Consider the following 19,592-nt stretch of genomic DNA (forward strand, 5'->3'; position numbering starts at 1 on the left):
GCAACCGCAGCGTGCTCCCGGACCGGACGGTTACCATGGACCCGCCGCTAGCCCATGACTTGGAGGTCACCGTGGACAATCCGTACGCCGAACGCCGCAGCGTTCAACTGGACGGATACAAGGTCAGATACTGGTTCTACGACGCGGACAAGAAACGTAAACCCCTGATCGTCATGTTGCACGGCTTCCGCGGGGATCACCACGGTTTGCAACTGATCGCCACCGAACTACGTGAGAAGTACCACGTGGTGGTTCCGGACCTGCCGGGCTTCGGCCGCTCCGAACCCTTTCCGGACCGGGAACACTCGATCCCCTCCTACGTGGAGTTCGCCCAGCAGTTCATCACCGCACTGACCGACGGCGCCGTGTCCCCGGACGGCGACAACGGAATCATCGTGGCGGGTCATTCCTTCGGATCGATCATTGCCGCGCACTTCGCGGTGGATTTCCCCTCCATGGTGCGCCGGCTGGTGCTCATCAACCCCATCTCCGAACCCGCGCTGGCCGGCCAGCACAAGAAACTCACGCGGCTCACGGAGCTCTACTACGGCGTGGGTAAAGCACTGCCCCACGCACTGGGAGCCAAGATCCTCTCATCCCGGTCCGTGGTGAAACTCATGACGGACGTGATGGTCAAGTCCAAGGACCCCGAGGTCAAGAAGTACGCGTTACGGCAGCACGAGTCCTATTTCTCGACGTTTGCGAATCGGGATGTGCTCCACCAGGCCTACCAGTCCTCCATCTCCGGGACCGTGGCCGAGGTGGCCATGCAACTGAGCATGCCCACCCTGCTGATCGTGGGCGCGGAGGACGACCTGGGGTCCGTGGAATCCCAACGAACCATGGCCTCGTGGATCCGCAGCCACCGCTTGGAAATCATCGCGGACACCGGTCACCTGATCCACTACGAAGCCCCGGCCCTGGCGGCCGAGTACATCGACGACTTCCTCAGCGCCCCGGCACCCGAACCCATGGACGCCCACGACGAGTTACCGCTGGCCGACACCACCGAATCCACACCCGACCAGCTCACCGGCATGACGCCGATCATCCGCCAGGACCAGCTGGCCCGCGAACACGCCGCGCACCAGCCCCTCCGCGAGCGCCGCGGCCGCAACGACGACCGCGCCGGTGAGGATCGCCCGTGAAATTCCTGTTCGACGCCCGCTACATCCGCACCGATCACCACGACGGCATCAGCCGCTACAGCGCCGAACTCCTGCGCGCGCTCGCCGAGCTGACCCGTGATGAGCCCAGGGTCCGGTTGGCCGCGCTGATCAGCGACCCCGCCCAGCTGGAGCACGTCCCTCGGTTGCCCCACCTCACGGGCCCGGCGGTCACGTCCCCCGCCGAGGCGCTCACCTCCCTGGAACTCAACCGGTACCGCCCGGACGTGGTCTTCTCCCCCATGCAGACCATGGGTTCATGGGGCCGGCGGCACAAACTGATCCTCACCCTCCACGACCTCATTTATTACGAGCACCCCCGGCCGCCCTCGGACCTGCCACTGCCCATCCAGTGGGGGTGGCGGGCCTACCACAAGGCCTGGTGGCCGCAGCGGGTCGCGCTCAATCGCGCGGATGCCGTGGTCACCGTCTCCGAGACCTCTCGGGAGCAGATCCTGGCCCACCGCCTGACCAAACGGGAGGTGCGCGTGGTGCCCAATGCGGCGTCGTCGGCGGCGGTGCCCGACACCGAGGCGCTCGCCCGGCTCGCCACGCGCGGGAAGGACCTGCTCTACATGGGCTCGTTCCTGCCGTACAAAAATGTTGAGACCCTGCTGCGAGCGGCCGCGCGTCTGCCCGAGTACACGCTGCACGTGCTCTCCCGGATCTCCCCGGCGCGCGAGGCGCAACTGCGCGCGTCGGCCGGTACCGCCGACAACGTGGTCTTCCACCGCGGGGTCACGGAGGCCGAGTACCAAGATCTGCTGTCCTCGTGCGCCGCGCTCCTGACAGCCTCGCGCGCCGAGGGTTACGGGCTACCGCTCATTGAAGCCTTCGCGGCCGGGGCTCCCGTAGTCTGTTCGGAAACACCGATTTTTCGCGAGGTGGCCGGCGACGCCGCAGGGTACGCACCCGCCGACGACGACGCCGCATTCGCCGCGCGGGTGCGCGAGCTCACCGATCCTCAGCTTGCGCAGTCGCGGGTTGTGGCGGGTTTGGAGCGGGTACGCGCCCACACGTGGGGGGACTCCGCGCGGCGGCTCCTACATCTCGCGACCGAGCTGCAGCAACGCAGCTGACCCGGGCACGTGGTGCCCCGGAAGGACCATCATGACTCAACTGGATTCTTACACCCCGCATTCGGGTAGCTCCGCGGTGCACGTGGGCCACTACGACCTGTCCCTCGACTACGACATCGAGCCGAACACCCTGCGAGCGCGGGCCGTGCTGGAAGCCCGGGTGCTCGAGAGCTGTTCCGCGTTGTCCCTGGATCTTGCGGGGCTCACGGTGGATCGCGTCCTGGTCAATGGCCGCTCGGTCTCCTTCGAACAGGCCAAGTCCAAGCTGGTGGTGCACGCCGGGGACGGGTTCGTCGCGGGCGAGTCGCTCACGCTGGAGATCCACTACGCGGGAACTCCGTCTCCGGCCTCCGGGGCGTGGGGCGAGATCGGGTGGGAGGAACTCTCGGACGGCGTTCTGGTGGCCGGGCAGCCGGTGGGGGCGGCCACGTGGTTCCCGTGCAATGATCACCCGAGCCAGAAGGCCACCTTCCGGGTGCGAGTCCTGGTGGACTCCGACTACACCGCGATCTCCAACGGCGACCTGGTGTCGGTGGACCCCCAGGGAGCGCGCACGGAGTGGACCTGGGAGTCTCGCGAGCCGGTGGCGACGTACCTGGCCACCATGCAGATGGGTCAGTACCGGCGGGGCCCGGTTGATTCCGGGCCCTATCGCCCCTCCCGGGTTCCGTTGACGTTGGCCTGCGGCGAGCACCTGTGGTCGCAGGCGCAGCGGGTGCTGGCCAAACAGCACGCCATGATGGCCGCGTTCGAGCAGCACTTCGGGGCGTACCCGTTCGGGTCCTACGGGGTGGTTGTCACCGATGACGAGCTGGAGATCCCCCTCGAATCGCAGCCGCTGTCGATTTTCGGGTGCAATCACCTGACCGAATCGTGGGAGTCCGAACGTCTGATCGCCCATGAGTTGGCGCACCAGTGGTTCGGTAACTCGGTGACGCCGGCGTCCTGGTCGAACATCTGGCTCAATGAAGGATTCGCCCACTACGCCGAGTGGGTGTGGTCCGAGGTCTCCGGTCGCCGCTCGGCCCACGACCAAGCCGTTGAGGCGCATGCGGAGCTGGCCGATTCCAAGCAGAAAGTGGTGATCGCAGACCCCGGGCCCAAGAAAATGTTCGACGACCGTGTCTACGTGCGCGGTGCCCTGACCCTGCATGCGCTGAGGATGCACGTGGGTGAGCGGGCGTTCTTCACGATTGTGCAGCGGTGGACCGCCCAGAACCGATGCGGGAACGTGACGACGGCCCAGTTCTTGGCCCTGGCTTCCGAGGTCAGCGGGGGGCCCGTGGAGCCGGTGCTGCACGACTGGTTGTTCGAGAAGAAACTGCCGGCGCTTCCCTAAGGGTCTCAGCCCTCCCTATCGGGCGCCCAGCACCGGGTGAGATCATGGGCCCATGAGCGAACACCAGAACCCCACGCACTCCGTCGAGCTGTTGCGCACCGCCACCAACCGTTACGTTGCCCGCAATGCGGACGGCGCGGAGGTCGCCTTCGGGCGCGGAGAGGGACTGCTGTCACCGGTGGAACTGCTGTTGGCCGCCATTGCGGGCTGCTCCGCCATTGACGTGGACACCGTGACCTCTCGCAGTACCGAGCCCACCGGGTTCCGGATCGGGGCAAGCGGCCGCAAGATCACGGAGGACAGTGGTGGAAGTCGCTTGGCGGACGTGAACCTCTCGTTCCACCTGGCCTTCCCCGATGACGAGGGCGGGCGCAAGGCCGCCGGGTTGGTCGACCGGTTGGTGAGGCTCTCCCTCGACAAGTACTGCACCGTCTCACGCACGGTGGAACACGCAACCCCGGTCGAGTTCGAGACCGAGGTCCGGGTGGGCGGGGGCCCGGCTACAACAAATCGGTGATGTCGCAGCGCACGTTCACCACGGCATGTTCCCGCAGTGCGGAGGCGCGGGCCTTCTCCGCCCGTAATGCGGCGGTGACCTGCGGGGCGATCCCGAAACCGAAGAACAACAGTGCCCGGTACTGGGGTTCGTCCTCGGTCGCGAGACCCGCGAGGGTTCCCGGGTCGCCCTCGTCGGACCAGCCGCCCACGTGGTCCTTCAAGGGCGCGGGACCCACCACGTTCACCTGGGAGGGTAGGTCCAGGTCGCGGAGGGTCGCGGTGAGGGCGTCACGCGGGCCGGTGAGGGCGGCGGTGCGCACCGCGGGGGGAAGGCCCAGCTCGTGGCGCTCCTGCAATTGCCGGTAGGCATGACCCGAGGGGTCCCAGCGCACCAGCGCACCGACCGCCTGGTCATGGTCCGCGGTCACCACCACGGTCCCACCCTGGGTCGAGGACCGAACGAGCGCCGCCGCGTTGAACCAGCGACGCAGGGTTTGTTCCTCCGCGCGCAGCCACGGGCGGGCCAGCATCTCGTTGCCGTCCAACAGCAACGCCGCGGCGTAGCCGCCCTCGGCCACCGGTTCCGCCCCGGGGGTGGCCACCACCAGCGCGGGATCGGAGCCCACATCCGCTCGGACGTGTTCGGCACTCGATGAAATCACCGGCACCTGCGGGAAAGCACGGCCCAGTTCCTCCGCGGTGCGCAGCGCCCCCACTTTGCTCAACCGCAATCGTTGGAAACCACATTCCTGGCATTGCCAGCCATGGGCGTTACGACCGCACCACGTGCACACGGGGGCTTCGCGCCCCGACCGCAGTGACAGGGATCCCCCGCAGCCGCGGCACCGCGCCGGCGCGCGGCACCGTTCACACGCCACGAACGGCGCATAGCCCCGCCGGGCGACCTGGACGAGCACCGGCCCCTCCGCCAGGGCCCGCTGGGCGACCCGGTACGCCTCGTGCGGTAACCGTGCCCTGGCGGCCATGGGGTCGCGGGACACATGGAACGAGTCCGACGTCGCTTCCACCCGCGGTGAGTACGTCCGGAGGGTGGCCCGTTCGGGGCGCAGGTGCGCCGCCCAACCGGTCGAGATGAGCCGTTGGGCCTCCGGGCTCACGCTGTAACCGGTGAAGAGGGCGGCCGTGTCCTGCTGCTGAGCGCGCAACAACACCACGTCGCGCGTGTGCTGATACGGGGCGCGTTGCTCCACGTAACTCGCGTCGCCGTCGTCGTGGCAGCACACGAGGCGCAGGTCCCGTACGGGCGCGTACGCGGCCGAGCGGGTGCCGATCGCCAGGCGCTTACGGCCCAGCGAAAGCTCCATGTACCCGCGGTAGCGCGGCGTGGGGCCGTCGTCCGCGTGCAGACGCACCACCCGCTCGCAGCCCACCAGGGATTCGAGGGCCGCGGCCAGGCGTTCGAGGGATTTGTAATCGGGGACCACGGCCAACGCACCGTGCCCGGCCTCGTAGGTGGCCGCCATGGCGGAGGCCGTCAGTTGCGCCCAGTCGTGGTCCTCCGGGGCCGGGAGCACCTCGACCACCGCGCGGGCGGGGGCACCCTCCGTGGCCGCGGTCAGCCACTCGGGGCCGCCGTGGTAGTGGCGCCACGGCCCGCGCGGCACGGACACCGGCGCGGGAGCGGGCTCGTCGTCCGACGTCGCTGAATCGGGTGGTTCCGCCTCGGTGTCCGCCGCGGCGGCCGCCTTCAGGCGTGCGAGCATTTCCTTGTCCACCCTGGCCACCCGCGGCGGCACCGCCACGCGCAGCACATCCGACACGGTTCCGGCGGACCGGGCGGCCACGGCCTGCGCCAGCTCCACAATGGCCGGCTGGAGCACGGGCAGCGGACTGAGGATCTTGCGGATACTCACCAGGCGCCCGGCGACCTCCGAGTGGGCAACGCGGTCCACGATCCACCCGGTCATGAGCCGACCGGAGAAGACCACGGAGACCTTCGCGCCCACCACCGCGTGCTGGTCGAGGCCGGCCGTCACCCGGTAGTCGAACAGTCGGTCCAGATGCGGGACGTAGGCGTCCAGCAGGATCTTGGCAATGGGGTTCTCCGGGGCCGGTCCCTCGGAACCCACGGGGACCTCGGGTTGCTGGGGCGCCGCAGCCGGTGCGGGCAATCCCGCGAGGGACAGTTGCTCCGGGGCAGCGTCCGGGTGGGGTGCCGCTCCCGACCCAGACCCCTCACTCACAGTCCCGCTGCAGAACGCAACGCTTCGACGCGGTCGGTGCGCTCCCAGGTGAAGTCGGGGTCCGTGCGGCCGAAGTGACCGTGCGCCGCCGTCTTGGCGTAAATGGGGCGCTTGAGGTCCAGGTCTTCAATAATGGCCAAGGGACGCAGGTCAAAGACCTCCAGAATGGCCTTCTCGATGCGCTGCGGGTCCACGGTCTCCGTACCGAAGGTCTCCACGTAGAGACCCACCGGCCGCGCCTGGCCAATGGCGTACGCGACCTGCACCTCCGCCCGGCGGGCCAGGCCCGCCGCGACCACGTTCTTGGCCACCCAGCGCATAGCGTAGGCCGCCGAACGGTCCACCTTGGACGGGTCCTTCCCGGAGAACGCGCCGCCGCCGTGGCGGGCCATGCCCCCGTAGGTGTCCACAATGATTTTGCGGCCGGTCAACCCGGCATCGCCCACGGGCCCACCTCGGACGAAATTACCCGCCGGATTCACAATGATCTCGGTGCGGGACAGGTCCAGGCCCGAATCCGCGAGCACCGGATCGATCACGGACTGGGAAAGGTCCGTGGCCAGCTGTTGCAGGTCATAGCCCTCGGCGTGCTGCGAGGACACGACCACGGTCTCCACGGACACGGGCGTGTGGCCGTCGTAGCCGAGGGTCACCTGCGTCTTACCGTCCGGACGGAGATTCGGGAGCACCGCGGTCTTGCGCACGCGCGTGAGCTGCTCGGACAGTCGATGCGCAATGGAAATGGGCGCCGGCATGAGCACCTCGGTCTCGTCCGAGGCGTAGCCAAACATCAGGCCCTGGTCCCCCGCGCCCTGGATGTCACGCGGATCCTTGGCCACACCGGAGCGGCTCTCCAGGGAGTTGTACACGCCCTCGTGGATTTCGCTGGACTGCTCCCCCACGCTGATGGACACGCCGCAGAATTCACCGTCGAAGCCGTGCACGGAGGAGTTGTACCCGATGTCCAGCAGGCATTTGCGCACGATGTGCGGGATCTCCACGTAGGCCTTGGTCTTGACTTCACCGGCGACGTGCACCAGACCGGTGGTCACCATGGTCTCCACCGCCACGGAGGACTCGGGGTCCTCGGTGAGCAGGGCGTCCAGGATGGAATCCGAGATCTGGTCACAGATTTTGTCCGGGTGTCCCTCCGTCACGGATTCGGAGGTGAAGATTCTCAGGTGGGGGCTAGATTCGGTCACCGTTCAAGACTACCCGTCCGATCGGGCTCCCAGTTCGACTCCCACGCGGGCCATGATGAATTGCGCCACCTCCGCCTTGGAACCGGACGCGTGGGCGTCCTCGGCCCCCCGCGCGGACAGTACCGTGACCTCCGTGGTGTCCTGGCCGAAGACCGTGGAGGTGCCCACCTGGTTGACGACCAGCAGGTCACAGCCCTTGCGGTGGAGTTTGGCGCGGCCGAAATCCAGCACGGAGTGCTCGCCGTCGCCGGTTTCCGCGGCGAACCCGACAATGAGTTGGTCCCGGGCGTGCTCGTTGCGATCATCCACCACACCGCGCAGGATGTCCGGGGTGCGGGTGAGTTCGACGACCGGGTTGGTGCCGTCCTCGGACTTCTTCATTTTGTGCTCACCGACCGACACCGGGCGGTAGTCCGCAACGGCGGCGGCCATGATCACCACGTCCGCGTTCTCCGCCGCGGCGCGGGTAGCCTCGTGCAGCTCCACGGCGGAGGAGATACTCGAGATCTCGACACCACGGGGCAGCTCGGTCTCCACGTGTCCGACAATCAGGTGGACGGTGGCACCGGCGTCCCGGGCGGCCTCGGCCAGGGCGATCCCCTGCTTACCGGAGGAACGATTGCCCAGGAAGCGTACGGGGTCCAGGGCTTCGCGGGTTCCTCCCGCGGTGATCAGGACCCGTCGCCCGGCCAGCGGGCCCGACGACGCCGCCGCACCGTGGGCGTGGACGGCCAGAGCGGCGTCGTAAATGGCCCGGGGTTCGGGAAGCCGACCGGGGCCGCTGTCCTGGCCCGTGAGCCGGCCCGAGTCCGGGTCGATCACCGTGTGGCCGTGCTCGCGTAACAGCGCGACGTTGCGCTGGGTGGCGGGGTTGAACCACATTTCCGTGTGCATCGCCGGCGCGAGCACGACCGGTGCACGAGAGGCAAGAATCGTGGTGGTCAGCAGGTCGTCCGCGTGACCGTGGGCAATCTTGGCCATCAGATCCGCCGTGGCCGGTGCCACGACCACGAGATCGGCATGCTGGCCCTGAGAGACGTGATTGACGGTGTCCACACGATCGAACACGGACGTGGAGACGACTTCGCCGGTGAGTGCTTCCCAGGTGGGCGCACCCACGAACTCCAACGCCGCCGCGGTGGGCATGGGCACCACCCGGTGACCGGCCTCCGTGAACAACCGCGTGAGCAATGCCGCCTTGTATGCGGCAATGCCCCCGCCCACTCCCAACACCACGCGCAACGGCGCGGCGGACCGGGAACGAACGGGGGCACCCGTGGCGTCTGGCACCGTCACTGCTCGGTGGATTCCTCGGTCTGGGTGGTTTCCTCGACCTCGACGACCTCGTCCGGGGCCACCTCGGCGCTGTCCGAGAACATGGGAGCGGAGGCGTCATCGGTGCTGGGAGCGAAGAAGTCACTGCCGAAGACATCCGCGGACGCTGCTTCCTCGGTCACGAGTTGACCGTTGGCGGAGAATCCCGCGTGGTCGACCTCGGTGGTCTCGATCAGGTCCTCGTCGATCTCGCGGAACGCGATGGACAACGGCTTCTCGTTGAGCTGGGTGTCCACGAGGGGACCCACGTACTCGAACAGGCCCTCGTGCAGTTGCGAGTAGTACGCATTGATCTGACGGGCACGGCGAGCACCGAAGATGACCAGCCCGTACTTGGAATCGGTCTTGCCGAGCAACCGGTCGATGGGCGGGTTGACGATGCCTTCGTAATTCGTGCTCACGAGTGAATGACTCCTGTCATGGACTTCTTGGTTATGGGTAGGCTCCTGGCCGTGTGGGCTGGGCGCGTGGTGTTCAGCGGTCAGTCCCGCGTCTGGGCGGGCAACCCCATGAGCTCTACAAGTTCAGCGGCGGCGCGTTCCACGCTGTCATTGATCACCGTGTGATCGAATTCAGGTTGCGCCGCAAGCTCCACTTTAGCCGTTTCCAGCCGCCGCTGCTGCTGCTCAGGGGTTTCGGTCCCGCGACCGACCAGCCGAGCCACCATTTCATCCCAGCTGGGCGGGGCCAAAAAGACGAACTGGGCGGACGGCAGCGTTCGTTTGATCTCACGCGCTCCCTGCAAATCAATTTCCAACAACACGCTCCGACCCAGGGCCAGCGCCTCGTCCACCTTGTGCTTGGGCGTGCCGTAGCGGTGGGAGTTGTGCACCACGGCCCATTCCAACAGGGCGTGATCGGCCACCATGGCGTCGAACTCGGCGTCCGAGACGAAGAAGTAATGGACGCCGTCCACTTCACCCGGGCGGGGCGCCCGCGTGGTTGCCGACACCGACAACCACACCTGCGGGTAGTGATCGCGAATGTAGGTGGACACCGTGCCCTTACCGACCGCCGTGGGTCCTGCCAACACGGTGACGGTGGGTTTTCTGGGCACAGTGACCTCCGGAATCCGGGACAAAAAAGTGGCGAAACAGGTGAAAACCTGTTCCGCCACTGTACCAACGGGCCGATCGGTGGGATCAACCAGCCGCGGTCACGTCCATGTGCCGCCGCTCACCGATGCCCCCGTTGGTGTGGATCACGACTCACCGGTCAAGGTAATCGATCAAGGCGCGCCGCTGGTGCTGCCCCAGGCCACGCACCCGTCGGGTTCGTGCGATGCCGATCTGGTCCATGATGGCCGCCGATCGGACCTTTCCGATTCCGGGGGTGGCTTCGAGCAGGTCCGTGGCTTTCAGCCGGCTCACGGCTTCGTCGCTGTCGCCGCGTTGCAGAACCTCGGCCACGGTCATGGTGCCCTCGCGCAGTGCCTTCTTCACCTCCGCCCGCACAGTACGCGCTGCCGTTGCCTTTTCACGTGCTCGCGCTCGCTCTTCGTCTGTCAAGGGACGTAATGCCATGTGGATCTCTCTCCTCTGGTTGCTCTGCGTGCGCTCCCACACGCTTGCAGTAGCGGATCTGGGGGGTAGCCGCTATCGGAAAAGTACCCGACATTAATTAGGGCGTAAACACCGTGAATACCCTCTGATCAGGGTTTTTAATAGCGTTAATTCCGTTGTCAGAGCAGTGATTCAGCCGTAAAGCGCGGTGTTAAGTTCATCACCGGAACGTTGGATTGCAGAACGCAAAGCGGATAGGTCCGGCCCGTGACGTAGCACCCCCCGGGACGAATTAGCCAAAACATTCCCGCTGACTTGGTCAAACACCCCCGCCACGGCGTTGGCGTCAGCCCCCTGCGCACCGTATCCCGGAGAAAGGATGGGTCCGTTGAAATTGCGCAGGTCAATGCGCAGGTCGGAAAGGGCAGCAGAAACGGTGGCTCCGATAACCACCCCGCACGAGCCCAGGGGAGCATTTATCCGGTTTATAACGATTCGGTCACAATTTGTCCCGGGCGGATTTATCGCCGTGTTCTGAGTGATGCCCGTCTCAGTGTTTTCCCGCGTCGCCGCGGTGACATGGCGGTTTTCTTCTTGGACCGCGCGGAGAATTGTTTTCGCCACTGATTCGTCACCACCCACGTGCTGCACACTGGCACCTTCGGGGTTGGAGGTCAGCGCCAGGACGAACGTGCCACGTCCGGTCTGCCTCGCCAGGTCAAGGGCCGGACGCAACGACTCGAACCCCAGGTAGGGGCTGAGGGTCACGGAATCGGCGGCCAACGGCGAATCGTCCGACAGCCACGCCGTGGCATAAGCGGCCATCGTTGACCCGATATCGCCTCGCTTGGCGTCCGCAATGGTCAGGACCCCGGCCTCCCGGCAGTCGCGCAGCACGCGTTCCAGGACCGCCAACCCGGCAGAACCGAACGCTTCGTACAGGGCCACCTGCGGTTTCAGGGTGGCCGCGTGCCCGGCCGCCGCCTCGACCACGGTGAGCGAGAATTTCTCCAGACCCGCCACGGTGTGGGGCAGTCCCCACGCGTCCAGCAGCCCCGGGTGGGGGTCGATGCCCACGCACAGGGGCCCGTGCTCGACCATGGCCCGGCGCAGTCGCGCACCAAAGGCTTCGCGCGTGACGCCGGAACGCTGCGGTGCCCCCGCCGCGGGTGACGACGCCGCGGCGTCGTCACCCGCTCGCTGCGTACCCTGCTCAGCCACGCGTGTGCCCGGCGAGGACGGCGTCGCGCAGGGTCTTCTCGTGGACCTGCAGGCTGTTGACCGACCAGGAGAACTGCCGCTGGGCGGTGATCGCCTGGAGCGCCGCCCCGAGTTCGGACACCGTGGTCATGATCGGCACGCCGATCGAGGTGGCCGCCGCGCGGATCTGGTAGCCGTCGCTGCGGGCCTCCTGACCACCGGAGGGCGTATTGAAGATCAGGTCGATCTTGCCGTCGGTGATCCAGTCAGCCACCGAATCCTCGCCCTCGGGGGCGTCCGTGATCTTGGAGACCACGGTGGATTCAATGCCGTTGCGTCGCAGCACGTCCGCGGTGCCGCCCGTGGAGACGATCTCGAAACCGAGGTTGGAGAACATCTTCACGTAAATCACCGCCGAGCGCTTGTCCTTGTTGGCCACCGAGACGAACAGGCGACCCGAGGTCGGCAGGGGACCGCCCACGGCCGCCTGCGCCTTGGCGAACGCGGTGTCGAAGTACTTGTCGATGCCCATGACCTCGCCGGTCGAGCGCATCTCGGGACCCAGCAGCGAATCGACCACGGATCCTTCGGCGGTGCGGAAGCGGGCAAAGGGCAGCACGGCTTCCTTCACGGCGACCGGTGTGTTCGCCGGAAGGTCCGCGCCGTCGTAGGTGGACGGCAGCACGTGCTCGGCACGCAACTGGGCGATGGAACGGCCCGTGCCCATGAGCGCTGCGGCCTTGGCCAGCTGCACACCGGTGGCTTTGGACACGAACGGAACCGTGCGCGAGGCGCGCGGATTGGCCTCGATCACGTACAGGATGTTCGAGGCCAGGGCGAACTGGATGTTGATCAGCCCGTTGACACCCACACCGCGGGCAATGTCCGCGGTGGCCTCGCGCACGCGCTGGACGACCTCCGGGCCCAGCGTGATCGGCGGGAGGACACACGCGGAGTCACCGGAGTGGATGCCTGCCTCCTCGATGTGCTCCATCACACCGCCCACGTACACCTCCTTACCGTCGAAGAGCGCGTCCACGTCGATCTCGATGGCGTCCTCGAGGAACTTGTCGATCAGCGCGGGACGGTTGGCGCTGACCTCCGTCGCGTTCTCGAGGTAGCGGCGCAGCGAATCCTGGTCGTAGACGATTTCCATCCCGCGGCCACCGAGCACGTAGGACGGGCGCACGAGCACGGGGTAGCCGATGTCGTTGGCGATGACGCTCGCCTCGTCGAAGGTGGAGGCCGTGCCGTTCTTGGGCTGACGCAGGCCCGCCTGGTGCAGCACCCGGGCGAACTCCCCACGATCCTCGGCCAGGTCGATGGCCTCCGGGGTGGTCCCCAGAATGGGCACACCGGCGGCCTTGAGGTCCGCGGCCAGCTTCAGCGGGGTCTGGCCACCCAGTTGCACGAACACGCCCATCAGGCCACCGCTGCGGCGTTCCGCCTCAACGACCTCCATGACGTCCTCGAACGTGAGCGGTTCGAAGTACAGGCGCGTGGAAACGTCGTAGTCGGTGGAGACGGTCTCCGGGTTGCAGTTGACCATGACGGTCTCGTACCCGGCCGCACGCAGCACCATGGAGGCGTGCACGCACGAGTAGTCGAATTCAATGCCCTGACCGATCCGGTTGGGGCCCGAACCGAGAATCATGATCGACGGCAACGCGTGCGGGGCGATCTCGTTCTCGTCGTCGTAGCTGGAGTAGTGGTAGGGCGTGAAGGCCTCGAACTCGGCCGCGCACGTGTCAACGGTCTTGAACACGGGGCGGATGTCCAGGGCGTGGCGGATACCACGCACCACGGACTCGTCCAGGTGCACCAATTCACCGATCTGCGCGTCCGAGAAGCCATGGCGTTTGGCCTCGCGCAGCGTTTCGGGGCGCAGGTCGCGGTCCTCGCGGATCAGCTCGGCGGTTTCATTGAGCAGCTGCAGCTGGTCCAGGAACCACGGGTCGATCGCGGTGGCGTCGAAGAGCTGCTCGAGCGTGGCACCGGCCAGCAGGGCCCGCTGGACGTTGCGCAGCCGCTCCGTGGTGGTTTCCTTGGTGCGCTCCACCAAGCGGGCCACGGTGTTGGGCCCGGCCTCCACCGCGGGCTTGGTGAAGTCGAAGGATGAGCCCTTCTGCTCCAGGGACCGCAGCGCCTTCTGCAGCGCCTCGGTGAAGTTACGGCCGATGGCCATGGCCTCACCCACCGACTTCATGGTGGTGGTCAGCGTGGGATCGGCGGCCGGGAACTTCTCGAACGCGAAGCGCGGAACCTTGACCACCACGTAGTCCAGGGTCGGTTCGAAGCTCGCCGGGGTCTTCTGCGTGATGTCGTTGGGGATCTCGTCCAGGGTGTACCCCAGCGACAGTTTGGTCGCGATCTTGGCGATCGGGAAGCCCGTGGCCTTGGAGGCCAGCGCGGAGGAACGGGACACGCGCGGGTTCATCTCGATGACCACGATGCGTCCGGTGGCCGGCTCCACGGCGAACTGGATGTTGCAGCCGCCGGTGTCGACGCCCACCTCGCGGATCACAGCGATCGCGATGTCACGCATACGCTGGTACTCCACGTCGGTGAGGGTCAGCGCGGGCGCAACGGTGATCGAGTCACCGGTGTGCACGCCCACGGGGTCCACGTTCTCGATCGAGCACACGACCACCACGTTGTCGTTGGCGTCGCGCATCATTTCCAGCTCGTATTCCTTCCACCCGAGGATGGACTCCTCGAGCAGCACCTCGGAGGTGGGCGAGTACTGGATGCCCGCACCGGCAATGCGGTGCAGGTCGGTCTCGTTGTAGGCCATGCCCGAGCCCAGCCCGCCCATGGTGAAAGACGGGCGGACCACCATGGGGTACCCCAGGGTTTCGGCGGCGGCCAGCGCTTCGGGCATCGAGTGCACGATCACGGAGCGGGCGGATTCCGCGCCGCAGCGTTGCACCACACCCTTGAACGCCTCGCGGTCCTCGCCCAGGTTGATGGCCTCGACGTCCGCGCCGATGAGTTCGACGTCGTACTTGTCCAGCACGCCGTTGGCGTCCAGGGCCAGCGCCGTGTTCAAGGCGGTCTGGCCACCCAGGGTGGGCAGGACGGCGTCGGGACGTTCCTTCTCGATGATCTTCTCGACCACCTCGGGGGTGATGGGCTCCACGTAGGTGGCATCAGCGAACTCGGGGTCCGTCATGATGGTCGCGGGGTTGGAGTTCACGAGGATCACCCGGATGCCCTCGTCCTTGAGCACGCGCAACGCCTGGGTGCCGGAGTAGTCGAACTCGGCGGCCTGGCCGATCACGATGGGGCCGGAGCCGATCACGAGAACACTGTTCAGATCTTGCCTACGGGGCATTAGTGCTGTCCTGCTTCCTGAGTTGCGGTGCCCTGTGCGGCCCGGTCCATCACGTCGATAAAGCGGTCGAAAAGGTAGGCGGCGTCATGCGGACCAGCGGCGGCCTCGGGGTGGTACTGCACCGAGAAGGCCGGCAGCTCCAGGCAGCGAATGCCCTCCACCACGTTGTCATTGAGTCCCACGTGGGACACCGCCACGGAACCGAAGCGGGACTCGGGAGCGGTGACGGTCTCCCCCACCGGGGCGTCCACGGCGAACCCGTGGTTCTGGGAGGTGATCTCCACCTTGCCGGTGGTCAGGTCCATGACCGGTTGATTGATGCCGCGGTGACCGAAGGGCAGCTTGTACGTGCCGAAACCCAGCGCACGGCCCAGCAGCTGATTACCGAAACAAATGCCGAAGAACGGGATCTTGGCGTCCAGGACCTCTCGCAGCAGCTGCACCTGGTGGTCCGCGGTAGCGGGGTCACCGGGGCCGTTGGAGAAGAACACCCCGTCCACGTGGCGCTTCTTGAGCTCATCGAACGTGGTGGTCGCCGGCACCACGTGGACCCGCACGCCGCGCTCGGCAAAGCGCTGGGGGGTCATTCCCTTGATGCCCAGGTCCACGGCCGCCAGGTCATGCTTCACGGGCCCGTCCCAGCCGTGATCGGCCGGTTCCACCACGTAGGCCTCGTCGATGCTGACCGATTCGGCCAGGCTCCGGCCCTCCATGGTGGGTTGGTCCTTGACGAGCTGGACGAGCTCGGAGACGGGCCGGGCGGCGTCGTCCCCGGCGAAGATGCCCGCGCGCATGGCGCCCTTGTCCCGCAAATGGCGAGTCAGCGCGCGGGTGTCCACGCCCTGCAGGCCCACGATGTTCTGGGCGGTGAGTTCGTCGTCCAGGCTGCGTTCCGAGCGCCAGTTGGAGGCCCTGCGCGCTGGATCGCGCACCACGAAGCCGTTGACCCAGATCTTGCGCGATTCGGCATCCTGGTCATTGACGCCGGTGTTACCGATGTGCGGGGCGGTCTGGATGACGATCTGTCCCGCGTAGGAGGGATCCGTCAGTGTTTCCTGGTAACCGGTCATTCCCGTGGCGAACACGGCCTCACCAAAGGTGTTGCCGGGGGCTCCCCAGGAACGACCGTGGAACACGCGGCCGTCCTCGAGGACCAGGACGGACGGTTGAAGGGGGTGTGAGCTCACGAAGAACTCCTTTCCTTTTCATCAAAAACTGAGCGCACGGGGCGCGGAGGACGCAAAATTTAGGGGGCGCTCACGAGCGCCGACGCCGCATTCTCGAGTTCGCGGGATTCCGCGCCGTTACGGGCGCGGAAACCGGTGTCGACCACGGTGTCACCGAGCTGCCATGTGAACACGACCAGGCCGTCACGTTCCACGAACTTGCCGATCATCCCCGAGGCTGTGGCCACCGAGCGCAGCTGTTCACGAGGGATATAGACGTCTTGCACGCCCTGGCGGTTGATCAGCACGCCGTCCTCGGTGACGATCGCCTCCGCGTTGGAGCGCACTCCCAGGCCGTGAATGGCGATCCGCTCGAGCGGCTGGGCGGTGTAGGTGGTCACCACGTACATGCCGTCCGCTCGGGTCACGAGTCGATCGAGGAGGTCCGCGGGTGCCTGCGGCAACTGGGGTACGTCCGACTGACGTCGAATGCGGCCACGCCACCCCCACCACACCAGGGTGAAGAGCACCACGACGATCAGGATCGCGAGGAGCGTGGGGAGGAGCTTGTCAGACATGGACGGGGTGCCTTTCGTGGTCGGATCGGATCTCAGGCGAACAGCGGTGTGTTGAGCTGCCCGTCCAGGACCACCGGGTGGCCCCGGTAGAAGGTGGCGATCACGCGTCCGGGAAGCGGCATGCCCCTGTAGGGGCTGTTGCGTCCCTTGGACACGTGGGTCTCCGGGTTGACCGGGGTCTCCCCCGCCGGATCCCACAGCGTGATGTTGGCGGCAGCACCGGCTTCCAGCGCAGCACCCTGCTCCGGCAGCCGCAAGATCTCGGACGGGCGGCGCGAGGTGATGGTGGCGACCGTGGCCCAGTCGATCATTCCGGTGTCCACCAGGGTCTTCTGCACGACCGACAGCGCGGTCTCCAGCCCGGTCATCCCCATGGCCGCGCAGCTCCACTCGGATTCCTTGTCCTCGATGGTGTGCGGGGCGTGGTCGGTGCCGATCACGTCGATGGTGCCGTCCGCCACGGCCGCGCGCAGGGCCATGACGTCCTCGTCGGTGCGCAGCGGCGGGTTGACCTTGTAGACCGGGTCGAAGGTGCGCACCAGTTCCTCGGTGAGCAGCAGGTGGTGGGGGGTGACCTCGGCGGTCACGTCGACGCCGCGTTCCTTGGCCCAGCGCACGATCTCCACGGAACCCTTGGTCGAGAGGTGGCAGATGTGCAGTCGGGACTTCACGTGCTGGGCCAGCAGAACGTCGCGGGCAATGATCGCTTCTTCCGCAACGGCCGGCCAACCGGTCAACCCGAGCTCCGCGGAGACCACGCCCTCGTTCATTTGGGCGCCCTCCGTCAGGCGGGGCTCCTGGGCGTGCTGGGCCACCAGCCCGTCGAAGGATTTCACGTATTCCAGGGCGCGGCGCATGAGCACGGGATCATGCACGCACTTGCCGTCATCCGAGAACATCCGCACCCGGGCGCGGGATTCGGCCATGGCACGGATTTCGGAGAGCCGCTTGCCTTCCAGCCCCACGGTCACGGCACCCACGGGATGCACGTCGGCCCATCCGGCGTCCCGGCCCAGTTGCCAGACCTGCTCCACCACCCCGGCGGTGTCCGCCACGGGGTTGGAGTTGGCCATGGCGAACACTGCCGTGTAACCGCCCTTCGCTGCGGCGCGCGTGCCGGTGTCCACCGTCTCGGCGTCCTCGTGGCCGGGCTGGCGCAAGTGGGTGTGCATGTCCACCAGGCCCGGGAGGGCGATCAGGCCGGTGGCGTCCACCACGGTGGTGTCCTCGGGGGCGTCCACCGAGCCGGGCTCCCCCACGGCCACGATGGTGCCGTCCGCGATCAGAAGGTCAACGGGGTCCGAGCCTTCGGGGCTCACGGAACTAATGAGGAAGGAACTCACGATGCCACCTTCAGTTGTCGGTCAGGGACGGGGTGCTCTCGTCTCCCGAGAGCAACAGGAACAACACGGCCATGCGCACGGACACACCATTGGCCACCTGGGCCAGAACGGTGGAGCGCGGTGAATCGGCCGCTTCGGAGGAAATTTCCAGGCCCCGGTTCATGGGACCCGGGTGCATGATCACGGTGGGCGCGCCCATGGCGTCCAGTGCCGCCACGCGTTCCGGGGTCAGACCCCACGCCCGCGTGTACTCCTGCTCGCTCGGGAAGAACGCCGCGTTCATGCGCTCACTCTGCAACCGGAGCATCATCACGGCGTCGGGGCGCTGGGCCAGCACCTCGTCCAGGTCGTAGGAGACCTCGCACGGCCAATGGTCCATCCCCACGGGCAACAACGTGGGGGGTGCCACGAACGTCACGCGCGCGCCCAGTGTGTGGAGCAGCCACACGTTGGAGCGGGCCACGCGGGAGTGCAGCACATCCCCCACGATCACCACGTGCATACCCTCCAGGTCCATGCCGGTGCTGGGGCGGTCCTCGCGGCGCGCGCGGACCCGGCGCAGCGTCATGGCGTCCAGCAGGGCCTGAGTGGGGTGTTCGTGCTTGCCGTCGCCCGCGTTGACCACGGCGGCGTCGATCCAGCCCGACGACGCGAGCTGCTGGGGAGCACCGGAGGCCCCGTGGCGGATCACCACGGCGTCGGCGCTCATGGCCATGAGGGTCTGGGCGGTGTCCTTGAGGGATTCGCCCTTGGACACCGACGAGCCCTTGGCGGAGAAGTTGATGACGTCCGCCGAGAGCCGTTTGGCGGCGGTTTCAAAGGAGATCCTGGTGCGGGTGGAGTCCTCGAAGAAGAGGTTGACCACGGTGCGCCCGCGCAGCGCCGGCAATTTCTTGACGGATCGCGAGGACACGGAGGCCATTTGGTCGGCGGTGTCCAGGACGCTGAGGGCGTCCGGGTAGCTCAGGTCGGCGGTGGTGAGCAGGTGCTTCACGAGGTCGCCCCCTTCCCCGGGCGGGCGACGTCCGGGTCCGAGGCCACCGGAGCGTCAATGACCACGCAGTCCTCGTGGTTCTCCTCGCGCTGCCCGGGATCCGATTCGCGCAACAACACCCGCACCTTCTCCTGGGAGGAGGTCGGGAGGTTCTTCCCCACGTGATCCGCGCGGATGGGCAGTTCGCGATGGCCGCGATCCACCAGCACGGCCAACCGCACGATCCTGGGGCGACCCACATCCACCAGGGCATCCAGGGCGGCGCGGATGGTGCGCCCGGAAAACAGGACGTCGTCCACGAGGACCACGGTGCGGCCGTCGATGCCGCTGTCCGGAATGACGGTGGGCTGCGGGGTCCGCGCCGGGTTCTTGCGCAGGTCATCGCGGTACATGGTGATGTCCAGCTGACCGGTGGCGGCACGGGCGTCGAAGGACTCGTCGGTCTGTTCGAGCTTGGCGGCCAGTCGCTGCGCCAGCGGGTACCCGCGGCGGGCGATGCCCAGAATAACGAGATCATCGGTGCCCTTGTTGGACTCCAGAATCTCGTGGGCTATCCGGGTCAGAGCCCGGTCGATGTCGGCTGTCGAGAGAATCACGCGCGACGTGGTCGCGGGCAATGATTCGCCGTGTTCTGGCACGCTCACGTGCCGCC

The 19,592-nt window shown here is 67.0% G+C and carries 17 protein-coding genes; 4 read left to right on the forward strand and 13 right to left on the reverse strand.

Translation table 11 applies throughout. The annotated features are described in order from the left end of the window. The first annotated feature begins 35 nt into the window (after positions 1-35). From ABEA06_RS10575 to ABEA06_RS10590, 4 genes are read left to right on the forward strand one after another with little or no spacing between them, the layout of a single operon-like run. Complete coding sequence (locus ABEA06_RS10575) at positions 36-1,148, forward strand: alpha/beta fold hydrolase (protein ID WP_345311465.1); 1,113 nt, start codon at positions 36-38, stop codon at positions 1,146-1,148. Further along, positions 1,145-2,245: a glycosyltransferase family 4 protein gene (locus ABEA06_RS10580; RefSeq protein ID WP_345311466.1), complete on the forward strand. Its 1,101-nt coding sequence runs from the start codon at positions 1,145-1,147 to the stop codon at positions 2,243-2,245. The genes ABEA06_RS10575 and ABEA06_RS10580 overlap by 4 nt, the downstream gene beginning before the upstream one ends. Before the next feature lie 31 nt (positions 2,246-2,276). After that, complete coding sequence (locus ABEA06_RS10585; RefSeq protein ID WP_345311467.1) at positions 2,277-3,584, forward strand: M1 family metallopeptidase; 1,308 nt, start codon at positions 2,277-2,279, stop codon at positions 3,582-3,584. 52 nt (positions 3,585-3,636) lie between these two features. After that, entirely contained in the window at positions 3,637-4,101 is a 465-nt protein-coding gene (locus ABEA06_RS10590) for an OsmC family protein (protein WP_345311468.1), read from the forward strand. Here the strand turns inward: ABEA06_RS10590 and ABEA06_RS10595 are convergent. From ABEA06_RS10595 to pyrR, 13 genes are all read right to left on the reverse strand, one after another. Further along, positions 4,085-6,286: a primosomal protein N' gene (locus tag ABEA06_RS10595; protein ID WP_345311469.1), complete on the reverse strand. Its 2,202-nt coding sequence runs from the start codon at positions 6,284-6,286 to the stop codon at positions 4,085-4,087. The two genes, ABEA06_RS10590 and ABEA06_RS10595, sit on opposite strands and share 17 nt — an antisense overlap. Further along, on the reverse strand, positions 6,283-7,488 hold the full coding sequence (gene metK / locus ABEA06_RS10600; protein WP_345311470.1) for a methionine adenosyltransferase: 1,206 nt from the start codon (positions 7,486-7,488) through the stop codon (positions 6,283-6,285). The genes ABEA06_RS10595 and metK overlap by 4 nt, the downstream gene beginning before the upstream one ends. Positions 7,489-7,497: 9 nt before the next feature. After that, complete coding sequence (gene coaBC, locus ABEA06_RS10605) at positions 7,498-8,730, reverse strand: bifunctional phosphopantothenoylcysteine decarboxylase/phosphopantothenate--cysteine ligase CoaBC (protein WP_345311528.1); 1,233 nt, start codon at positions 8,728-8,730, stop codon at positions 7,498-7,500. 50 nt (positions 8,731-8,780) lie between these two features. Beyond that, on the reverse strand, positions 8,781-9,224 hold the full coding sequence (rpoZ, locus tag ABEA06_RS10610; RefSeq protein WP_303381560.1) for a DNA-directed RNA polymerase subunit omega: 444 nt from the start codon (positions 9,222-9,224) through the stop codon (positions 8,781-8,783). A gap of 80 nt (positions 9,225-9,304) precedes the next feature. After that, on the reverse strand, positions 9,305-9,880 hold the full coding sequence (gene gmk / locus ABEA06_RS10615; RefSeq protein WP_303381559.1) for a guanylate kinase: 576 nt from the start codon (positions 9,878-9,880) through the stop codon (positions 9,305-9,307). A gap of 151 nt (positions 9,881-10,031) precedes the next feature. Further along, on the reverse strand, positions 10,032-10,346 hold the full coding sequence (gene mihF / locus ABEA06_RS10620; RefSeq protein WP_303381558.1) for an integration host factor, actinobacterial type: 315 nt from the start codon (positions 10,344-10,346) through the stop codon (positions 10,032-10,034). 171 nt (positions 10,347-10,517) lie between these two features. Then, the gene (pyrF, locus tag ABEA06_RS10625) at positions 10,518-11,546 is read right to left on the reverse strand and encodes an orotidine-5'-phosphate decarboxylase (protein ID WP_425559525.1); all 1,029 of its coding nucleotides are present in this window, start codon (positions 11,544-11,546) and stop codon (positions 10,518-10,520) included. Further along, on the reverse strand, positions 11,539-14,859 hold the full coding sequence (gene carB, locus ABEA06_RS10630; protein ID WP_345311471.1) for a carbamoyl-phosphate synthase large subunit: 3,321 nt from the start codon (positions 14,857-14,859) through the stop codon (positions 11,539-11,541). Before carB ends, pyrF begins: the two co-directional genes overlap by 8 nt. Beyond that, the gene (gene carA / locus ABEA06_RS10635; protein ID WP_345311472.1) at positions 14,859-16,046 is read right to left on the reverse strand and encodes a glutamine-hydrolyzing carbamoyl-phosphate synthase small subunit; all 1,188 of its coding nucleotides are present in this window, start codon (positions 16,044-16,046) and stop codon (positions 14,859-14,861) included. Before carA ends, carB begins: the two co-directional genes overlap by 1 nt. A 59-nt stretch (positions 16,047-16,105) precedes the next feature. Then, entirely contained in the window at positions 16,106-16,603 is a 498-nt protein-coding gene (locus ABEA06_RS10640; RefSeq protein WP_345311473.1) for a PH-like domain-containing protein, read from the reverse strand. A 32-nt stretch (positions 16,604-16,635) separates the two neighbouring features. Then, positions 16,636-17,946: a dihydroorotase gene (locus ABEA06_RS10645; RefSeq protein WP_345311474.1), complete on the reverse strand. Its 1,311-nt coding sequence runs from the start codon at positions 17,944-17,946 to the stop codon at positions 16,636-16,638. A gap of 10 nt (positions 17,947-17,956) precedes the next feature. Beyond that, positions 17,957-18,940 (reverse strand): aspartate carbamoyltransferase catalytic subunit, encoded by a 984-nt coding sequence (locus tag ABEA06_RS10650; RefSeq protein WP_303381553.1) that lies wholly within the window; start codon positions 18,938-18,940, stop codon positions 17,957-17,959. Next, entirely contained in the window at positions 18,937-19,584 is a 648-nt protein-coding gene (pyrR, locus tag ABEA06_RS10655; protein WP_345311475.1) for a bifunctional pyr operon transcriptional regulator/uracil phosphoribosyltransferase PyrR, read from the reverse strand. Before pyrR ends, ABEA06_RS10650 begins: the two co-directional genes overlap by 4 nt. Between the last annotated feature and the right edge of the window lie 8 nt (positions 19,585-19,592).

It is taken from the genome of Kocuria gwangalliensis (genome assembly GCF_039544365.1).
Classification (GTDB): domain Bacteria; phylum Actinomycetota; class Actinomycetes; order Actinomycetales; family Micrococcaceae; genus Kocuria; species Kocuria gwangalliensis.

Excerpts from the sequence above, each read along its gene's own strand:
- mihF (WP_303381558.1), bottom strand. The coding sequence starts at position 10,346 with ATGGCATTACGTCCCTTGACAGACGAAGAGCGAGCGCGAGCACGTGAA.
- ABEA06_RS10585 (WP_345311467.1), top strand. The coding sequence starts at position 2,277 with ATGACTCAACTGGATTCTTACACCCCGCATTCGGGTAGCTCCGCGGTG.
- ABEA06_RS10575 (WP_345311465.1), top strand. The coding sequence starts at position 36 with ATGGACCCGCCGCTAGCCCATGACTTGGAGGTCACCGTGGACAATCCG.
- ABEA06_RS10640 (WP_345311473.1), bottom strand. The coding sequence starts at position 16,603 with ATGTCTGACAAGCTCCTCCCCACGCTCCTCGCGATCCTGATCGTCGTG.
- carB (WP_345311471.1), bottom strand. The coding sequence starts at position 14,859 with ATGCCCCGTAGGCAAGATCTGAACAGTGTTCTCGTGATCGGCTCCGGC.
- ABEA06_RS10590 (WP_345311468.1), top strand. The coding sequence starts at position 3,637 with ATGAGCGAACACCAGAACCCCACGCACTCCGTCGAGCTGTTGCGCACC.